This is a genomic window from Pseudomonas vranovensis (genome assembly GCF_040438935.1).
Classification (GTDB): domain Bacteria; phylum Pseudomonadota; class Gammaproteobacteria; order Pseudomonadales; family Pseudomonadaceae; genus Aquipseudomonas; species Aquipseudomonas vranovensis.
Genome location: NZ_CP159259.1, coordinates 5,251,890 through 5,268,804 on the forward strand (window position 1 = coordinate 5,251,890; position 16,915 = coordinate 5,268,804).

The 16,915-nt window shown below is 62.6% G+C and carries 16 protein-coding genes; 7 read left to right on the top strand and 9 right to left on the bottom strand.

What is annotated here, in order from left to right:
* The first annotated feature begins 2 nt into the window (after positions 1 to 2).
* Positions 3 to 218 carry a molybdopterin-binding protein gene (locus ABVN19_RS24260; RefSeq protein ID WP_028942316.1) on the top strand — a complete coding sequence of 72 codons (216 nt, stop codon included), beginning with the start codon at positions 3 to 5 and terminating at the stop codon, positions 216 to 218.
* Positions 219 to 257: 39 nt separating this feature from the next.
* On the opposite strand, the gene ABVN19_RS24265 is transcribed toward ABVN19_RS24260, so the two are convergent.
* From ABVN19_RS24265 to ABVN19_RS24280, 4 genes are all read right to left on the bottom strand, one after another.
* On the bottom strand, positions 258 to 914 hold the full coding sequence (locus tag ABVN19_RS24265) for a TetR/AcrR family transcriptional regulator (RefSeq protein ID WP_028942315.1): 657 nt from the start codon (positions 912 to 914) through the stop codon (positions 258 to 260).
* Position 915: 1 nt separating this feature from the next.
* A complete protein-coding gene (gene gshA, locus ABVN19_RS24270) occupies positions 916 to 2,502 on the bottom strand; it encodes a glutamate--cysteine ligase (protein ID WP_105641413.1) in 1,587 nt (528 codons plus the stop codon).
* A gap of 153 nt (positions 2,503 to 2,655) precedes the next feature.
* On the bottom strand, positions 2,656 to 3,039 hold the full coding sequence (locus ABVN19_RS24275) for a PaaI family thioesterase (RefSeq protein ID WP_028942313.1): 384 nt from the start codon (positions 3,037 to 3,039) through the stop codon (positions 2,656 to 2,658).
* On the bottom strand, positions 3,039 to 5,357 hold the full coding sequence (locus ABVN19_RS24280; RefSeq protein WP_105641414.1) for a Tex family protein: 2,319 nt from the start codon (positions 5,355 to 5,357) through the stop codon (positions 3,039 to 3,041). The genes ABVN19_RS24275 and ABVN19_RS24280 overlap by 1 nt, the downstream gene beginning before the upstream one ends.
* A gap of 241 nt (positions 5,358 to 5,598) precedes the next feature.
* Here ABVN19_RS24280 and ompR point away from each other — a divergent pair, with 241 nt between their 5' ends.
* Positions 5,599 to 6,339: a two-component system response regulator OmpR gene (gene ompR, locus ABVN19_RS24285; RefSeq protein ID WP_028942311.1), complete on the top strand. Its 741-nt coding sequence runs from the start codon at positions 5,599 to 5,601 to the stop codon at positions 6,337 to 6,339.
* Between the two features lie 127 nt (positions 6,340 to 6,466).
* The gene (locus ABVN19_RS24290) at positions 6,467 to 7,780 is read left to right on the top strand and encodes an ATP-binding protein (protein WP_028942310.1); all 1,314 of its coding nucleotides are present in this window, start codon (positions 6,467 to 6,469) and stop codon (positions 7,778 to 7,780) included.
* Here ABVN19_RS24290 and rimK read toward each other — a convergent pair.
* Both rimK and ABVN19_RS24300 read right to left on the bottom strand, forming a co-directional pair.
* Positions 7,777 to 8,682 carry a 30S ribosomal protein S6--L-glutamate ligase gene (gene rimK, locus ABVN19_RS24295; protein WP_028942309.1) on the bottom strand — a complete coding sequence of 302 codons (906 nt, stop codon included), beginning with the start codon at positions 8,680 to 8,682 and terminating at the stop codon, positions 7,777 to 7,779. The two genes, ABVN19_RS24290 and rimK, sit on opposite strands and share 4 nt — an antisense overlap.
* A complete protein-coding gene (locus tag ABVN19_RS24300) occupies positions 8,679 to 9,161 on the bottom strand; it encodes an ATP-dependent zinc protease (RefSeq protein WP_028942308.1) in 483 nt (160 codons plus the stop codon). Before ABVN19_RS24300 ends, rimK begins: the two co-directional genes overlap by 4 nt.
* 141 nt (positions 9,162 to 9,302) lie before the next feature.
* Here ABVN19_RS24300 and ABVN19_RS24305 point away from each other — a divergent pair, with 141 nt between their 5' ends.
* The 4 genes from ABVN19_RS24305 to ABVN19_RS24320 all read left to right on the top strand — a co-directional run bounded on the left by ABVN19_RS24305 (position 9,303) and on the right by ABVN19_RS24320 (position 13,022).
* Complete coding sequence (locus ABVN19_RS24305) at positions 9,303 to 9,701, top strand: S4 domain-containing protein (protein WP_105641415.1); 399 nt, start codon at positions 9,303 to 9,305, stop codon at positions 9,699 to 9,701.
* A 115-nt stretch (positions 9,702 to 9,816) separates the two neighbouring features.
* Positions 9,817 to 10,710, top strand: coding sequence for an Hsp33 family molecular chaperone HslO (gene hslO / locus ABVN19_RS24310; protein ID WP_036989497.1), 894 nt, complete (start codon positions 9,817 to 9,819; stop codon positions 10,708 to 10,710).
* Positions 10,711 to 10,889: 179 nt separating this feature from the next.
* Positions 10,890 to 12,431, top strand: a complete 1,542-nt coding sequence (locus ABVN19_RS24315) for a phosphoenolpyruvate carboxykinase (protein WP_028942305.1) — start codon at positions 10,890 to 10,892, stop codon at positions 12,429 to 12,431.
* A 162-nt stretch (positions 12,432 to 12,593) separates the two neighbouring features.
* Complete coding sequence (locus ABVN19_RS24320; protein WP_105641416.1) at positions 12,594 to 13,022, top strand: thioesterase family protein; 429 nt, start codon at positions 12,594 to 12,596, stop codon at positions 13,020 to 13,022.
* A 25-nt stretch (positions 13,023 to 13,047) separates the two neighbouring features.
* Here ABVN19_RS24320 and ABVN19_RS24325 read toward each other — a convergent pair whose 3' ends face one another.
* The 3 genes from ABVN19_RS24325 to fdhD all read right to left on the bottom strand — a co-directional run bounded on the left by ABVN19_RS24325 (position 13,048) and on the right by fdhD (position 16,907).
* A complete protein-coding gene (locus tag ABVN19_RS24325) occupies positions 13,048 to 13,524 on the bottom strand; it encodes a glycine zipper domain-containing protein (RefSeq protein WP_036989495.1) in 477 nt (158 codons plus the stop codon).
* A 213-nt stretch (positions 13,525 to 13,737) separates the two neighbouring features.
* Positions 13,738 to 16,074 (bottom strand): FdhF/YdeP family oxidoreductase, encoded by a 2,337-nt coding sequence (locus tag ABVN19_RS24330; RefSeq protein ID WP_028942302.1) that lies wholly within the window; start codon positions 16,072 to 16,074, stop codon positions 13,738 to 13,740.
* Positions 16,071 to 16,907, bottom strand: coding sequence for a formate dehydrogenase accessory sulfurtransferase FdhD (gene fdhD / locus ABVN19_RS24335; RefSeq protein ID WP_105641417.1), 837 nt, complete (start codon positions 16,905 to 16,907; stop codon positions 16,071 to 16,073). Before fdhD ends, ABVN19_RS24330 begins: the two co-directional genes overlap by 4 nt.
* Positions 16,908 to 16,915 lie beyond the last annotated feature (8 nt).

The following is a 16,915-nucleotide window of genomic DNA, read 5'->3' on the forward strand; positions in this document are numbered from 1 at the left end:
AGATGACTATCAAAGCAATCAACGTACGTAACCAGTTCAAAGGCACCGTGAAGGAAATCCTGGAAGGGCCGGTGCTGTCGGAAATCGATGTGCAGACAGCCTCGGGCATCGTCACTTCGGTGATCACCACCCGTTCGGTACGCGAGCTGGAGCTGGCGATTGGCAGCGAGGTGATTGCCTTTGTGAAGTCGACCGAGGTGTCGATTGCCAAGTTGTGACGCGATCGCGGGGCAAGTCGAGACGTCGCACCGCCGCTCCTACAGGTCCTGTGGGAGCGGGCTTGCCCCGCGATGCTTCGGCAAGAACGGCGGCAGGTACAAACCCAGGTAGGCATCAAACACGCGCATGCCTTCCTCAGCCATGCGCGGCGTGATCTGCCCATGCAACTGCACCGAACGGGCATACACCCGATCCCCCAGCTCCATGGCCAGGGCAAACACGTCGACGTCTTCCGGCAGCGCTGGGAGCTGGAAATGCTGGGCGAACAGCTTGTGCATCAAGTCACCCAGTTCGAGGTCGTGCTGGCGGTCGGCCTGGGTCACTTCGCTCAGGCCATGCTGGGCGAGGATCAACTGGCGTGCAGCGGCATCCTGGTTGTAGATGCTCAGCATGCGCTGCTCGATCAGGCGCGAAAGGTCGTGCCAGGTGTTCAGTGCAGCGCCATCGATCGGCGCCTGCAGGCAGGCGCGAAAGGCGCCATGCACGTCGGCGGTCAGGGCTTCGAGCAGGGCCGGGACGCTGGCGAAGAAGTGATACACCGACGACGGCGGGATCTGCGCCCGCTCGGCCACACTGTAGATCGACAGGCTGGCCACGCCCTCGCTGGCCAGCAGCGTGCGTGCGGCTTCGAGGATCGAGTCGATCCGCGCCTGACTGCGGGCGCGGGGTTTGCGTGGGGTAACAGTGCGCGTCATGTCAGTTGCTGATCGCCAGGATGCTGGCTTGGTAAGCGCTGACGAACAGGTCGAAGTCGGCCTTGTCCTCTTCGCGCTCAAGCTTGGCCTGGGCCTCGAGGGAGGCGCGCGCCGCGGCTTCAAAGCGCAGCTGCTCTTGCGCTGGCAACGCCTGGGCGCGGAAGAATTCGGCGTGGGCCTGGCTCTGGCGCAAGGCGAAGCGGCTGAAACTTTCCTTGTGCTCGGTCATGCTCGCCAGCACTTGGGCCGACGGTGTCAGGGACGGGTCGCTGACCTTGGCTTTTTGCAACTGCAGGGCCTTGGCATGTTCCTCGCCACCCTGGCTGCGGTCGAGCAGTTCGGCCAGCGGTGCAATGCGCTCGAGCAACTCGTCGGCCCATTGCTTGAGCTCGACCGGCTCGCCGTGGCGTTGCAGTTGCAGGCCAGGGCGGCGGCCTTCCTTGACCACGCTGAGGAAGTTGCCGGTGCAGTTGCCGCACTCCAGGTGGCCCAGCAGCGGGCTTTCTTCCAGGGCGCAGAACAGCAGGAAGGCGTCGAGGAAGCGCGCCTCGGGCAGGTCGATACCGGTCGGCAGGAACGGGTTGATGTCCAGGCAACGCACTTCGACGTACTGGATGCCACGGGCCACCAGTGCCTGGATCGGTCGTTCACCGCTGTAGGTCACGCGCTTGGGACGAATGTTGGAGTAGTACTCGTTCTCGATCTGCAGGATGTTGGTGTTGAGCTGAACCCACTCGCCATCCTTGTGCGTGCCGATCTCGACATAAGGTGCGTATGGGGTTGCCACGGCCCTGCGCAGGCTGTCGGTGTAGCTGTTCAAGTCGTTGTAGCAGGGCGTGAGGCCGGCCTGGGCGTTGCTCTGGTAGCCCAGGTCGCTCATGCGCAGGCTGGTGGCGTAGGGCAGGTACAGGGTGTCGGCGTCGAACTGCTCGAGCTGGTGCGCCCGGCCACGCAGGAAGCCTGCATCCAAGGCTGGCGAGGCACCGAACAGGTACATCAGCAGCCAGCTGTAGCGGCGGAAATTGCGGATCAGGGCGATGTAGGCCGCCGACTGGAAGTCGCGGTCATCAAGCTGGTTGTCTTCGGCGCCACGCAGTAGCGGCCAGAGTTGTTCCGGCAACGAGAAGTTGTAGTGGATACCGGCGATGCACTGCATGGTGCGACCGTAACGCAGGGCCAGGCCCTTGCGGTAGACGTACTTGAGCTGGCCGATGTTGGAGGTGCCGTACCAGGCGATCGGAATGTCTTCCTCGGCCGGCAGCGGGCAGGGCATCGACGGACTCCACAGGTACTCGGTGCCCAGCTGGGTGTAGGCGAAGCGGTGGATGTTCTCCAGGCTTTCGAGCGTTTGCGCAGGGTCGGCCAGGGCAGGGGTGATGAACTCCAGCAGCGACTCCGAATAGTCCGTGGTGATCTGCTCGTGGGTCAGCGCCGCCCCGAGCGTCTCGGGATGCGGGGTCTGGGCCAGGCGACCGTCCTCGGTCACACGCAGGCATTCGCGCTCGATGCCGTGCAGGCACTGCTTGAGCAGGGAAAGGTTGTCGCCTTGGCCGAGCAGGCTCAGGCGGCGGTTGAGAAGTTCGCTCAAGATGGATTCCTTCACACGTCAGTCGCCGCAATATGGGGGTAGAGTTGACGGTCTACAAGGGTGGACAGAGGAACTGGCGTTGTCGCCTGGTATTGGCTGGCTTCCGGCAGCGCCTGCGCTCTGCCGAAAGTATCGCAGTTTGGCTGTTTGCGGCTAGAGGACGACGAATGTCCCTTGCGCTTTTGCCACCAGCTTGTCGCCCTGAAGTACATCGGCGTCGACCACCAGGGTGCGACGCCCGGCATGCAGCACCCGGGCGATGCACAGCACTTCGCCGTCGCCGACGGAGCGCAGGTAGTTGATCTTGCATTCCAGGGTGACGCTCTGCTGATCGAAGCCGTGGGCGCTTGAACAGGCCAGGCCCATGGCTGTATCGACCAGGCTGAAGATCGCCCCGCCATGCAACTTGCCGCCTCGGTTGCGCAGGTGCGGCTCCAGCGCCAGGGTCATTTGCGCAACGCCTGGTTCCAGGCGTTGCAGGTGGCAGCCGAGCAGTTGGCTGAAGGCGCTGAGGGTGACCTCTTGCGGCAGTTCCATCATTTCTTCTTCAACTGCTTGGCGTTGGCAAACAGCGCCGCCATGGCGTTGTTGGCCGGTGCCGGGGTTTCCTTGGCGCGGGCTGGGGCGCTCTGCTGGCGCGGTGCCGAACCTGGACGGCTGCCACGGGCGCCATCGACTTTCTCGCCCGGGGTGTCGCTCATGCGCATCGACAAACCGACGCGCTTGCGCGGGATGTCGATTTCCATGACCTTGACCTTGACCACGTCGCCAGCCTTGACCGCCTCACGCGGGTCCTTGATGAACTTCTCCGACAGCGCCGAGATGTGGACCAGGCCATCCTGGTGTACACCAATGTCGACGAAGGCGCCGAAGTTGGTGACGTTGGTGACCACGCCTTCGAGGATCATCCCCAGTTGCAGGTCCTTGAGGTCTTCGACGCCTTCCTGGAACTCGGCGGTCTTGAACTCGGGGCGAGGGTCGCGTCCGGGCTTGTCCAGTTCCTGGAGGATGTCGGTGACGGTCGGCAGGCCGAAGGTTTCGTCGGTGAATTTCTTTGGGTCCAGGCGCTTGAGGAAACCGCTGTCGCCAATCAGCGAGCGGATGTCGCGGTCGGTTTCGGCGGCAATGCGTTGCACCAGCGGGTAGGCCTCAGGGTGTACAGCCGAGGCATCCAGCGGGTTGTCGCCGTTCATCACGCGCAGGAAGCCTGCGGCCTGCTCGAAGGTTTTTTCGCCCAGGCGGCTGACTTTCTTCAGCGCTGCGCGGGTCTTGAAGGCGCCGTTGGCATCACGATGGGCGACGATGTTCTGTGCCAGGGTGCTGTTGAGGCCGGAGATGCGGGCCAGCAGCGCGACCGAGGCGGTGTTGACATCAACGCCGACGGCGTTCACGCAGTCCTCGACCACGGCATCCAGGCCGCGGGCCAGCTTGAGCTGGGAGACATCATGCTGGTACTGGCCGACGCCGATGGACTTCGGGTCGATCTTCACCAGCTCTGCCAGCGGGTCCTGCAGGCGACGGGCGATGGACACCGCGCCACGGATCGATACGTCCAGCTCCGGGAACTCACGGGCCGCCAGTTCCGAGGCCGAGTACACCGATGCGCCGGCTTCGGAGACCATGATCTTGGTCATCTTCAGGGCCGGGTATTTCTTGATCAGCTCGGCTGCCAGCTTGTCGGTTTCGCGGCTGGCGGTACCGTTGCCGATGGCGATCAGCTCCACCGAGTGCTTGGCGCACAGGGCGGCGAGCACGGCGATGGTCTGGTCCCACTGGTTTTTCGGTACGTGCGGGTACACGGTGGCAGTGTCGAGCAGCTTGCCGGTGGCATCCACGACCGCGACCTTGCAGCCGGTCCGCAGGCCCGGATCAAGGCCCAGGGTGGCGCGTGGGCCGGCCGGGGCAGCCAGCAGCAGGTCGTGCAGATTGTGGGCGAAGACGTTGATTGCCTCGCCTTCGGCGTTATCGCGCAGCTCGCCGAACAGGTCGGTTTCCAGGTGGCTGTAGAGTTTGACCTTCCAGGTCCAGCGCACCACTTCGGCCAGCCATTTGTCGGCAGGACGGTTCTGGTTCTGCAGGCCGAAACGCTCGGCGATCATCATCTCGCATGGGTGCAGGGTGCCTGGCAGCTCTTCGCCGACTTTCAGCGAAGCGGCCAGCACGCCTTCGTTGCGGCCACGGAAAATCGCCAGGGCGCGGTGCGACGGTACGCTCTTGAGCAGTTCGTCATGCTCGAAGTAGTCGCGGAACTTGGCGCCTTCTTCCTCTTTGCCGGCGACCAGGCGGGCGCTGAGTACCGCTTCCTGCTTGAGGAAGCTGCGCAGCTTGTCGAGCAGGCTGGCGTCTTCGGCGAAACGTTCCATGAGGATGTACTTGGCGCCTTCGAGGGCCGCCTTGACGTCGGCCACGCCTTTGTCGGCATCGACGAAGCGGGCGGCTTCGACTTCAGGGCTCAGTTGCGGGTCGTTCAACAGTCCGTCGGCCAGCTCGCCCAGGCCGGCTTCCAGGGCAATCTGGCCCTTGGTGCGACGCTTTTGCTTGTAGGGCAGGTAGAGGTCTTCGAGGCGGGTCTTGGTGTCGGCCAGCTTGATTTCGCGGACCAGTTCCGGGGTCAGCTTGCCTTGCTCTTCGATGCTGGCCAGGATGCTGGCGCGGCGATCGTCCAGTTCGCGCAGGTAACGCAGGCGTTCTTCCAGATGGCGCAGTTGGGTGTCGTCCAGGCTGCCAGTCACTTCTTTACGGTAACGGGCGATAAAAGGCACTGTCGAGCCTTCATCAAGCAGGGCCACGGCCGCTTCGACCTGTTGCGGGCGGACACCGAGTTCCTCGGCGATGCGGCTGTTGATGCTGTCCATAAAACCACCTGACATATTGTGAATACAAAGGCCGCGGGCGGGCGCCTGAAGGCGCTGAAAGTCAATGCGGCGCAGTCCGAAAGCGGCGCATTATACCCAGTGCGTCGGGGTTGCGGTGATGGCAGGGAGCCAGATGCAGGCCGGGCAAAACTGGCACAAGGGGAAAAATCTGCTAACAATGCACACGGCACGGCCAATGGCGGCTAAGCCATAATGCGTGCCGAGATTAAAGGAGCTACCCATGAGCAGCACTGCACAAACCGCTGAAGGCGAAAAAATCCTCATCGTCGACGACGACCCGGGCTTGAGCAGCCTGCTGGAGCGTTTCTTCACCAGCAAGGGCTACCGCGCTCGTGCAGTACCCAACACCGAACAGATGGACCGCCTGCTGGCCCGCGAGGTCTTCAACCTGGTGGTGCTCGACCTTATGTTGCCAGGCGAAGATGGCCTGACTGCCTGTCGCCGCTTGCGCGCCGCGAACAACCAGATCCCGATCATCATGCTTACCGCCAAGGGCGACGAACTGAGCCGCATCAAGGGCCTGGAGCTGGGCGCCGACGACTACCTGGCCAAACCGTTCAACCCCGACGAGCTGATGGCACGGGTCAAGGCCGTATTGCGCCGCCAGGCACCGACCGTGCCGGGGGCACCGGGCAGCGAAGACGAAACCGTTACCTTTGGCGACTACGAGCTGTCGCTGGCCACTCGCGAACTCAAGCGTGGCGAAGAAGTACACATGCTCACCACGGGTGAGTTCGCCGTGCTCAAGGCACTGGTGATGCATGCCCGCGAGCCGCTGACCCGCGACAAGCTGATGAACCTGGCCCGTGGTCGCGAATGGGACGCGCTCGAACGCTCCATCGACGTACAGATTTCCCGTCTGCGCCGCATGATCGAGCCCGATCCGTCGAAGCCGCGCTATATTCAGACGGTATGGGGTGTCGGTTACGTCTTTGTGCCGGATGGTAATGCCAGCAAGTGATGTTTCGTTTGTAGGCATCAGTCATGACGAACAGGGTAGTCCTTTGGGTTGCCCTGTTTTTGTGTGTGCTGAAGCCTGCAAAGCCTGCGAGCCCTGCTCGTTTCCGCAAAGTGTGTAGCTGCTGTCGATGAAAACGCCCCTCTGGTTCCCGCAAAGCTTCTTCGCCCGCACCCTCTGGCTGGTGCTTATCGTCGTGCTGTTTTCCAAGGCCCTGACCCTGGTCTACCTGCTGATGAACGAGGATGTGCTGGTCGATCGACAGTACAGCCACGGCGTTGCCTTGACCCTGCGCGCCTATTGGGCGGCCGACGAGTCTGACCGGGACAAGATCGCCGAAGCGGCCGGCTTGATCCGGGTGGTCGGCTCTGGCGTGCCCGAGGGTGAGCAGCACTGGCCGTACAGCGAGATCTATCAGCGCCAGATGCAGGCCGAATTGGGTGCCGACACTGAAGTGCGCCTGCGCATCCATGCGCCACCGGCGCTGTGGGTCAGGGCGCCAAGCCTGGGCGATGGCTGGCTGAAGGTTCCGTTGTACCCCCACCCGCTGCGCGGCCAGAAGATCTGGAGCGTGCTGGGCTGGTTCCTGGCCATTGGTTTGTTGTCCACGGCTTCGGCCTGGATCTTCGTGCGCCAGCTCAACCAGCCTCTCAAGCGCCTGGTGTTCGCTGCCCGGCAACTGGGGCAGGGGCGGAGTGTCAGGTTGCCGATCAGTGACACCCCGAGTGAGATGACCGAGGTTTACCGCGCCTTCAACCAGATGGCTGAAGATGTCGAGCAAGCCGGACGCGAACGGGAGCTGATGCTGGCGGGGGTTTCCCATGACCTGCGCACACCGCTGACCCGTCTGCGCCTGTCGTTGTCGCTGCTGGCCAACGAGAGCGACCTGACCGACGACATGGTGCGCGATATCGAAGACATGGACGCCATCCTCGATCAGTTCCTCGCCTTCATCCGCGACGGACGAGACGAACCGGTGGAGCAGGTCGACCTGAGTGACCTGGTGCGCGAGGTGGTAGCACCGTTCAATCAACCTGAAGAACGGGTACGGCTGTGCCTTGAGCCGATTCCACCCTTTCCGCTGCGTCGGGTGTCACTCAAGCGCCTGCTGAACAACCTGATCGGCAACGCGTTGTATCACGCTGGCAAGGGGGTCGAGGTGGCAGCCTACGTGTCGGGCGACAGCAGTGCGCCCTACGTGGTGCTGAGTGTGCTGGACAGGGGGGCGGGCATCGACCCGAACGAGCTGGAAGGCATCTTCAACCCGTTCATTCGCGGTGACCGTGCTCGCAGCGGCAAGGGCACGGGGCTGGGGTTGGCGATCGTCAAGCGCATTGCCGCCCAGCATGGCGGCAATGTCGAATTGCGCAATCGTTCCGGTGGCGGCCTTGAAGCCCGGGTGCGCTTGCCACTGGGCCTGCTGCTGCCGCGCGACGCGGTCTAGCCTTTGCCCTTTGTGCGGGTCAGGTTTGGCCCGCCGTTCTTTTCCAGGTGTTCGATGATCATCCCGGCAACGTCCTTGTTGGTAGTGACCTCGATGCCTTCAAGGCCAGGCGAAGAGTTCACCTCCATCACCAAGGGGCCGTGATTGGAGCGCAGGATATCCACCCCCGCCACGCTCAAACCCATGACCTTCGCTGCGCGAATGGCGGTCATGCGCTCTTCCGGGGTGATCTTGATCAGGCTGGCGCTGCCGCCGCGATGCAGGTTGGAGCGGAACTCGCCGGGCTTGGCCTGGCGCTTCATCGAGGCAATGACCTTGTCGCCGACCACAAAGCAGCGAATATCGGCGCCACCGGCTTCCTTGATGTATTCCTGGACCATGATGTTCTGCTTCAGGCCCATGAACGCCTCGATCACCGATTCGGCGGCCTTGGTGGTTTCGCACAGCACCACACCGATGCCCTGTGTGCCTTCGAGCACCTTGATCACCAGGGGCGCGCCATTGACCATCTGGATCAGGTCGGGGATGTCGTCTGGCGAGTGGGCGAAGCCTGTCACCGGCAGGCCGATGCCGCGACGCGAAAGCAGCTGCAGCGAGCGCAACTTGTCGCGCGAGCGGGCGATGGCCACCGACTCGTTCAGCGGGAATACACCCATCATTTCGAACTGGCGCAGTACGGCGCAGCCATAGAACGTCACCGACGCACCAATACGCGGGATCACCGCGTCGAACCCTTCCAGCGGCTTGCCGCGGTAGTGGATCTGCGGCTTGTGGCTGGCGATGTTCATGTAGGCGCGCAGGGTATCGATCACAACCATCTCATGGCCTCGTTCGGTACCGGCTTCTACCAGGCGACGAGTGGAATACAGACGCGGGTTTCGCGACAGCACGGCGATCTTCATGCAACACCTGTGGAGGGGGAAATAGTGGCCGGGAATGCCGGCTTGTCCTGAACGTATTTGAGGCCCGGATTGACCACCAGCTGGCCATGGATCAGGGCTTTGGAACCCAGCAGCAAGCGGTAGCGCATGGCCTTGCGGCAGGCCAGGGTGAACTCGACCTCCCAGACCCGGTCACCCAGCGCCAGGGCCGTGCGGATCACGTAGCGGATCTGGGCATGGCCGTTGGAGCTCTTGATGGTTTTCATGGTTACCAGTGGTGCTTCGCAGCGACGGTGACGCAACTGCACGACCGAGCCCAGGTGAGCGTTGAAGCGCACCCATCGCTCGCCATTGCGCTCGAAGGGTTCGACTTCGGTGGCGTGCAGGCTCGAGGTACTGGCCCCAGTGTCGATCTTGGCGCGCAGGCCTGCCACACCGAGGTCGGGCAAGGCTACCCACTCGCGCAGGCCAATCACAGTCAAATGATCAAATGTCTTCAAAATGTTCAACCAGCGTAGGAAATCGTCAGGCCGGAACCGGCGTGTGCGACAGTTCGGTGAACTGTAAGCACGTGCCGGTTTTTTTGCATCCGCCAGTTACGGTAGTACAGTTCCGTTAAGGAAAATCAATGGAGAAATGTCATGGCACAAAAGCCGGAAGAGGACGACAAGATCCGTCTGGACAAGTGGTTATGGGCAGCGCGTTTCTACAAGACCCGCGCGCTGGCCAAGACGGCCATCGAGAGTGGCAAGGTGCACTGTCGCGGGGAGCGTTGCAAGCCAGGCAAGGAGCCGCGCGTGGGCGACGAGTTCGTACTGCGTACCGGCTTCGATGAGCGCACGGTGGTGGTCAGGGCGTTGTCCATCGTCCGCCGGGGGGCGCCCGAGGCCCAGGCACTCTACGAAGAGACCCCGCAGAGTATCGCCAAGCGTAAAGAGGCTGCCGCGCAGCGCAAGGCCGGGGCCCTGGGGGTGAGTACCGACGGCCGTCCGACCAAGAAGCAGCGACGCCAGTTTCACCAGTTTCACGACAGCCAGTAATGGCACCATTCGTCGCGCGCCGGCAACCGGGGTAGGGCAAACGGTGTCCTTGCTTGGAACAGGGGGCAATTGCCCATAAAATACGCCCATCCTTCTCTTCAGAAAGCCAGCATTCATGTCTGATACCGATTACACCCAACGCTTCATCTTCGACGAGCGCGACGTGCGCGGTGAGCTCGTTGCACTGGAGCACAGCTACGCCGAAGTCCTGGCCAAGCACGACTATCCGCTGCCGGTCCAGCAATTGCTGGGCGAGTTCATGGCGGCGGCTGCGCTGCTGGTCGGCACACTCAAGTTCGATGGCCTGCTGATTCTGCAAGCCCGTTCCGAGGGGCCGGTGCCGCTGCTGATGATCGAGTGCTCCAGCGAGCGCGATATTCGCGGCTTGGCCCGCTACAACGCCGAAGACATCCGCGACGGCGCGACCCTGGCGGACCTGATGCCAAGCGGAGTTCTGGCCATGACCGTCGACCCGACCCAGGGCCAGCGCTATCAGGGCATTGTCGACCTGGACGGCGAAACGCTGTCGGAGTGCTTCACCAACTACTTCGTCATGTCCCAGCAGGTGAACACCAAGTTCTGGTTGAACGCCGATGGCAAGCACGCCCGTGGCCTGTTGCTGCAGCAACTGCCCGCCGACCGCGAGAAAGACGAAGAAGAGCGTGCCGTCAGCTGGCAGCATGTGACGGCCCTGGCCAGCACCCTGACTGCCGAAGAGCTGCTGGGCCTGAACAACGAGACGGTCCTTCACCGCCTCTACCACGAAGAAGCCGTGCGCCTGTTCGATATCCAATCACTGCGCTTCCATTGCAGCTGCTCGCGTGAGCGCTCCGGCAACGCCCTGGTGAGCCTGGGTCTGGAAGACGCCAAACAGCTGGCGGCCGAGCATGGCGGCAGCGTTGAAGTCGATTGCCAGTTCTGCAATCAGAGCTACAAGTTCGACGCGGCGGATATCGAACAATTGTTCGCCGGTGGTGGCGTAGACACGCCCTCAGATACTCGGCACTAAAACGTTTCATCACAGGAAAATCTCCTGTCGAACGCCGTAAACCGGGTGTTCTGACAGGAGGGCCCTACTTTTTTTGGGCGTTTCTGGCATAATCCGGCCACTTTTTTCGCTGTAGTAGTTTTCAAAGCTCTACTACAAAACGTTTGGAGCACTCGGCCGCAGGCCGGATGGGGAATCTCATGACGCAAGCCAACAACACCGTCTACACCGACCTGAGCGTCGATGAGCTGGTAAAAGAAGCGCTGAACCGCGGTGAAGGCGAGCTGGCCGATACTGGCGCCCTGGTCGTGAAAACCGGTCACCGTACCGGTCGTTCGCCGGTTGACCGTTTCATCGTTGAAGAGCCGTCCACGCAGGACGCCATCGCCTGGGGCCCGATCAACCGCAAGTTCCCGGCCGACAAGTTCGATGCCCTGTGGGACCGCGTCGAGGCGTTCAACAACGCCCAAGAGCATTTCGTTTCCCACGTTCACGTAGGAGCGGCCACCGAGCACTACCTGCCGGTGAAGATGACTACCCAGACTGCCTGGCAGAACCTGTTCGGTCGTTGCCTGTTCATCAACCCGCAGCAGTACAACCCTGCTGGCCGTGATGAGTGGCAAGTACTGAACGTTGCCAACTTCGAGTGCGTGCCTGAGCGTGACGGCACCAACTCCGACGGTTGCGTGATCATCAACTTCGCCCAGAAGAAAGTACTGATCGCTGGCATGCGTTACGCCGGTGAAATGAAGAAAGCCATGTTCTCGGTGCAGAACTTCCTGCTGCCAGCGGCCGACGTGCTGCCAATGCACTGCGCTGCCAACATCGGCGAAGAAGGCGACGTGACCCTGTTCTTCGGTCTGTCGGGCACCGGTAAAACCACCCTGTCGGCCGATGAAAGCCGTTACCTGATCGGTGACGACGAGCACGGTTGGGGCGAAGGCGTGGTGTTCAACATCGAAGGCGGTTGCTATGCCAAGTGCATTGACCTGTCCGAGAAGAACGAGCCGGTCATCTGGAAAGCTATCAAGCACGGTGCCGTTCTTGAAAACGTCGTTCTCGACGGTGACAAGAAAGCTGACTACGCCGATGGCAGCCTGACCCAGAACAGCCGTGCCGCCTACCCGCTGGAGCACGTCGAGAAGCGTTCCGAGAAGAACCTCGGCGGTGAGCCTAACGCTGTGATCTTCCTGACCTGCGACCTGACCGGCGTTCTGCCGCCCGTGTCGATCCTCAGCGAAGAGCAAGCGGCCTACCACTTCCTGTCGGGTTACACCGCACTGGTCGGTTCCACCGAAATGGGTTCGGGCAGCGGCATCAAGTCGACCTTCTCCACCTGTTTCGGCGCACCGTTCTTCCCGCGTCCGGCTGGCGAGTACGCTGAACTGCTGATCAAGCGTATCCGTGGTTTCGGCTCCAAGGTCTACCTGGTCAACACCGGCTGGACCGGCGGTGGCTACGGCGTCGGCAAGCGCTTCAACATCCCGACCACCCGTGCGGTGATCGCAGCCATCCAGAGCGGCGCTCTGGTCGGTGCCGAGACCGAGCACCTGGACATCATCAACCTGGACGTGCCAAAAGCCGTTGCCGGTGTTGAAACGGTCCTGCTCAACCCACGCAACACCTGGGCTGACCAGGCCGCCTACGATGAAGCAGCCAAGGGCCTGGCCAACCTGTTCATCGAGAACTTCAAGAAGTTCGACGTTTCCGACGCCATCAAGGCTGCTGGCCCACAGCTGTAAGCTAAAGCCCGCGTGAAACGAAAAAGCCGCCCCCAGGGGCGGCTTTTTGCTGTGCAGGCGCGGCGGTGCGACGTTTCGGTGCCTCAGGTACATCGCTATCGCGGGGCAAGTCGAGACGTCGCACCGCCACGCCTACAGTGATTTCAATGACAAGGAGCCGCCATGTCCGAATCCCCCCAACGCCACGACTACCCCCACCTGCAGCCGATCCTCACGCGCTGGCAAGACAGTGACCTCAACGGTTTTATCGCCGGTGCCACGGTGTATGCCTATTTCGATACGACGATCCAGGGGTTCCTGCAGCAGCAAGCCGGCCTGGATCTTCAGGAAGGTGAGGTGATGGGCTTCGTGGTCAGTTCGGCAGCGGATTTCTTCGCGTTGCCGGCGTTTCCCGACACTCTCGAAGTGGGCCTGCGCGTCGCGCGCCTTGCCGGCAGTTCGGTGGAGTATCAGTTGGCACTGTTCAAGGTAGGAGAGGTGCAGGCATGTGCAGCGGGGAAGGTGGTGCAGGTGTTCGTCGAGCGCGCCTCGGGACGCCCTGTAGCGCTACCTGAGGGGCTTCAGGCAGCGCTGGTACGTATTCAGGGCTAAGCCGCACATTCAGCTGAAGGCGCCCTTAGCGGTGGCGCCAGTGCTTCTTGTGCTTGCGGTGGCCGTAATGGTGGCCACGGTCGTGGTAGTGACGACGGTCGTCGTAGCCACGGTTGCGGTAGCGACGATCATCTTCTTCGTCGCTCTTGCGGCCCATGTAGTTACCCAGGGCGCCACCGGCACCACCACCTGCGGCTGCACCGATATAGCTTCCGCTGGTGCCGCCTACGCTGCGACCCACCACGTTGCCGCCGGCTGCGCCCAGGGCGCCACCGATGGCTGCTTCACCACGGCTGCGTTTGTCGGCGCCGACGGCACTGCCTGCCGCGCCGCCCAGACCCGCACCGATCGCCGAGCCGGTGCTGCCGCCGATCGACTGACCGACCACCGAACCCAGTACCCCACCCAATGCGCCGCCAATACCGGCTTCGGTGGTGCCACCTGCCGAGGCAACGCCACTGAGCAGGCCGAGAGACAACAACAGAATCGAGGAGTACTTCATCAAGAGAGCCTCATAGGGATGACGAGGCGATCCTGAGGCTGGCGAGGGGGGCTGGCAACGGAAATCCGACGAGTAACACGAGTTGTACACAATTCTCTAAGTTACTGTTTTAACTATGAAACTTTATTGATTTTTGGCTGTCTGAGCTTACTTGAGACAAGGCCCCGGCATCGCTGCCAGGGCCTTTTTTGTGTCTGGGGTACAGCCAGTCTGTCAGAGGATGCGGGCGTTGTCGCTGGCTGCTTCGAGTTTGATCGCGACGAATTTCGAGGTCGGCGTATGGCTGCCATCGCCGACGCTCTCCAGCGGCACCAGCGGATTGACCTCCGGATAATACGCCGCTGCCTGTCCCGCCGGGATATCAAACGCCAGCAGGGTGAAGCCTTTGACTCGACGCTCGCGGCCATCGCTCCACAACGAAACGATATCGGCCTTCTGCCCCGGGTGAAAGCCCAGGCGAATGATGTCGGCTTCGTTGGCGAACAGCACATTGCGCTGGCCCTTGACCCCGCGGTAGCGATCATCCAGGCCATAGATGGTGGTGTTGTACTGATCGTGGGAGCGCATCGACTGCATGATCAGGTCCGGTACCTGGCCGGTAGCGCGTACCCGTTCGTGGAGCAAATCATCAGGCAGGCCGTTGGCCTTGAAGTTGGCCAGCCCGCTGGCAGTCTTCCAGTGCCGCTGGCCGGCGCTGTTGCCCAGGTAGAAGCCTCCCGGATGCTCCAGGCGCTGGTTGAAATTGTCGAAGCCGGGAATGGTGTCGCTGATCAGGTCGCGGATACGACCGTAGTCGGCCACCAGCCAGTGCCAGTCCACCGGTGTTGCGCCGAGGGTGGCGGCAGCGATACCGGCGATCACCGCAGGCTCCGAGCGCATCTTCCGTGAAAGCGGCTGCAGTTGGCCGTTGGAGGCATGGACCATGCTGAACGAGTCTTCCACCGTGACCGCCTGCGGACCTTCGCTTTGCTGGTCGATGTCGGTGCGGCCCAGGCACGGCAGGATCAACGCCTGTTTGCCGTGAACCAGGTGACTGCGGTTGAGCTTGGTGCTGATCTGTACGGTCAGCTCACAGCTGCGCAGGGCCTGGGCCGTGCGCTCGGTGTCGGGGGTGGCCTGGGCGAAGTTGCCGCCCAGCCCGATGAATACCTTGGCCTGGCCTGCGAGCATGGCGGCGATGGCTTCCACGGTGTTGTGGCCGTTGTGGCGTGGCACCTTGAAGTCGAAGCGGCGTTCCAGTGCATCGAGCAGGGCCACTGGCGGGCGTTCGTTGATGCCCATGGTCCGGTCGCCCTGGACGTTGCTGTGGCCCCGTACCGGGCACAGGCCGGCACCGGGTGCCCCAAGGTTGCCGCGCAGCAGCATCAGGTTGGCGATTTCCTGGATGGTCGCCACCGAATGCCGGTGCTGGGTAATGCCCATGGCCCAGCACATGATGACTTTGCTGGCGTTGCAGTACATGCGTGCGGCCTGCTCGATCTCGGCGAGGCCGAGGCCCGACTGGCTTTCGATCTGATCCCACGGTGTCGCATCAACGGCTGTCAGGTATTCGGCTACGCCTTGAGTGTGCTGGTCGAGGAAGTCGTGATCAAAGACCGCCGGCGCATTGCTGGCCTGGGCTTCGCGCTCCCACTGCAACATGAACTTGGCCATGCCGCGCAGCACAGCCATGTCGCCGCCCAGGGCCGGGCGGAAGTACGCTGTGTTGGTCGGGCGGTCGCCGTTGGTGAGCATCTCCAGTGGATGCTGGGGGTGCTGGAAACGCTCCAGGCCACGTTCCTTGAGCGGGTTGATGCACACAACCTGAGCGCCACGCTTGACCGCTTCGCGCAGCGGTTCGAGCATCCGGGGGTGGTTGGTGCCGGGGTTCTGGCCCCAGACGAAAATGGCCTCGGCGTGTTCGAAGTCATCGAATGTCACGGTGCCTTTGCCAACGCCGACACTCTGGCCCAGGGCGACGCCGCTGGCTTCGTGGCACATGTTCGAACAGTCGGGGAAATTGTTGGTGCCATAGGCGCGGACGAATAACTGGTACAGGTACGCCGCCTCGTTGCTGGCGCGCCCGGAGGTGTAGAACTCGGCCTGGTCGGGGCTGGCAAGGTTGTGCAAGTGTTTGGCGATCAGGGTGAAGGCGCCGTCCCAGTCGATGGGTCGATAGCGGTCGGTGTCGGCGTCATAGACCATCGGCTCGGTCAATCGCCCCTGGTATTCGAGCCAATAGTCGCTCTGGCCCAGCAGCGAGGTCACACTGTGGCGGGCGAAGAATGCCGCATCGACACGGCGTTTGGTGGCTTCCCAGTTCACCGCCTTGGCGCCGTTCTCGCAAAACTTGACCATGCCGCTTTCCGGGGAGTCGCCCCAGGCGCAGCCCGGGCAGTCGAAGCCGCCGTTCTGGTTGGTCTTGAGCAGGGCGCGAATGTTTTTCAGCGCATTGTCGCTGCCCATCCACGCCTGGGCCACGCTGCGCAGCGCACCCCAGCCGCCGGCGGCGCCGTTGTAGGGTTTGTAGCGAGGCACAGGCTTCTGGTCGGCTTGGTGGTGCAGGCTCAAGATCGGTTCTCCCGCACGGGGCTGAACACCCGTGGCGCGCTGTGTTTAGGCAGGTGGATCAGGTTGAGGTTGTGCCGGCGGGCCCATTGCAGGGCAAGGCCGGTGGGCGATGAAAGGCTCACCAGGGTCTGGATGCCGGCGCGCAGGACTTTCTGGATCAGCTCCAGGCTGCAACGGCTGGTGACGATGGCAAGGCCGCCATCCAGGCTGATGTGCTGGCGCAGCAGGGCACCGATCAGCTTGTCCAGGGCGTTGTGCCGGCCGATGTCTTCGCGACCCATCAGCAACTCGCCGCGATCATTCATGAACAGCGCTGCATGCACGGCACCGCAGTGCTGGCCAAGGGGCGTGAAGGCGTCGATGCGCTGACGCAGGCCGTCGAGCCAGTGTGCCGGGGGCAGGGGCGCCCCGGGCAATACGTTCAAGTCTGGCAAGGCCTGCTCCAGGGCTTCGACCCCACACAGGCCGCAGCCACTGGTACCGGCCAATTGGCGGCGCTGGTTCTTCAGGTTCCAGAACGCGCGACTGGCGATTTCTACCTCTGCGCTGATGGCCGCCCCCCGGCCGCTGAGCTTCACGTCATAAATGTCGTGGGGCGAGGCAATGATGCCGCTGCCGATGCTGAAGCCGACGATGAAGTCTTCGAGGTCGGTCGGGCTGACCAGCATCACCGCCTGGTTGATACCGTTGTAGGCAATGGCCAGGGCGACTTCTTCGGCCAGCGCGGTGCTGGCCTGGCTGTCATCGGTCAGGTGGGTATAGTCGTAGCGGTTGCTGGCCGCGGGCGCAGTCAGAGGGGCGGACGCGGCGCAGGCCGGAGGTTTTGTGCTCATTGGAGATA

What these genes read in the sequence shown, in the direction of transcription:
- ABVN19_RS24260 (WP_028942316.1), top strand. Translation starts at nt 3, where the DNA reads ATGACTATCAAAGCAATCAACGTACGTAACCAGTTCAAAGGCACCGTG.
- ABVN19_RS24265 (WP_028942315.1), bottom strand. Translation starts at nt 914, where the DNA reads ATGACGCGCACTGTTACCCCACGCAAACCCCGCGCCCGCAGTCAGGCG.
- fdhD (WP_105641417.1), bottom strand. Translation starts at nt 16,907, where the DNA reads ATGAGCACAAAACCTCCGGCCTGCGCCGCGTCCGCCCCTCTGACTGCG.
- rimK (WP_028942309.1), bottom strand. Translation starts at nt 8,682, where the DNA reads ATGAAGATCGCCGTGCTGTCGCGAAACCCGCGTCTGTATTCCACTCGT.
- ABVN19_RS24320 (WP_105641416.1), top strand. Translation starts at nt 12,594, where the DNA reads ATGTCCGAATCCCCCCAACGCCACGACTACCCCCACCTGCAGCCGATC.
- ABVN19_RS24280 (WP_105641414.1), bottom strand. Translation starts at nt 5,357, where the DNA reads ATGGACAGCATCAACAGCCGCATCGCCGAGGAACTCGGTGTCCGCCCG.
- hslO (WP_036989497.1), top strand. Translation starts at nt 9,817, where the DNA reads ATGTCTGATACCGATTACACCCAACGCTTCATCTTCGACGAGCGCGAC.
- ABVN19_RS24275 (WP_028942313.1), bottom strand. Translation starts at nt 3,039, where the DNA reads ATGGAACTGCCGCAAGAGGTCACCCTCAGCGCCTTCAGCCAACTGCTC.
- ABVN19_RS24290 (WP_028942310.1), top strand. Translation starts at nt 6,467, where the DNA reads ATGAAAACGCCCCTCTGGTTCCCGCAAAGCTTCTTCGCCCGCACCCTC.
- ABVN19_RS24325 (WP_036989495.1), bottom strand. Translation starts at nt 13,524, where the DNA reads ATGAAGTACTCCTCGATTCTGTTGTTGTCTCTCGGCCTGCTCAGTGGC.
- ABVN19_RS24305 (WP_105641415.1), top strand. Translation starts at nt 9,303, where the DNA reads ATGGCACAAAAGCCGGAAGAGGACGACAAGATCCGTCTGGACAAGTGG.
- ABVN19_RS24315 (WP_028942305.1), top strand. Translation starts at nt 10,890, where the DNA reads ATGACGCAAGCCAACAACACCGTCTACACCGACCTGAGCGTCGATGAG.
- ompR (WP_028942311.1), top strand. Translation starts at nt 5,599, where the DNA reads ATGAGCAGCACTGCACAAACCGCTGAAGGCGAAAAAATCCTCATCGTC.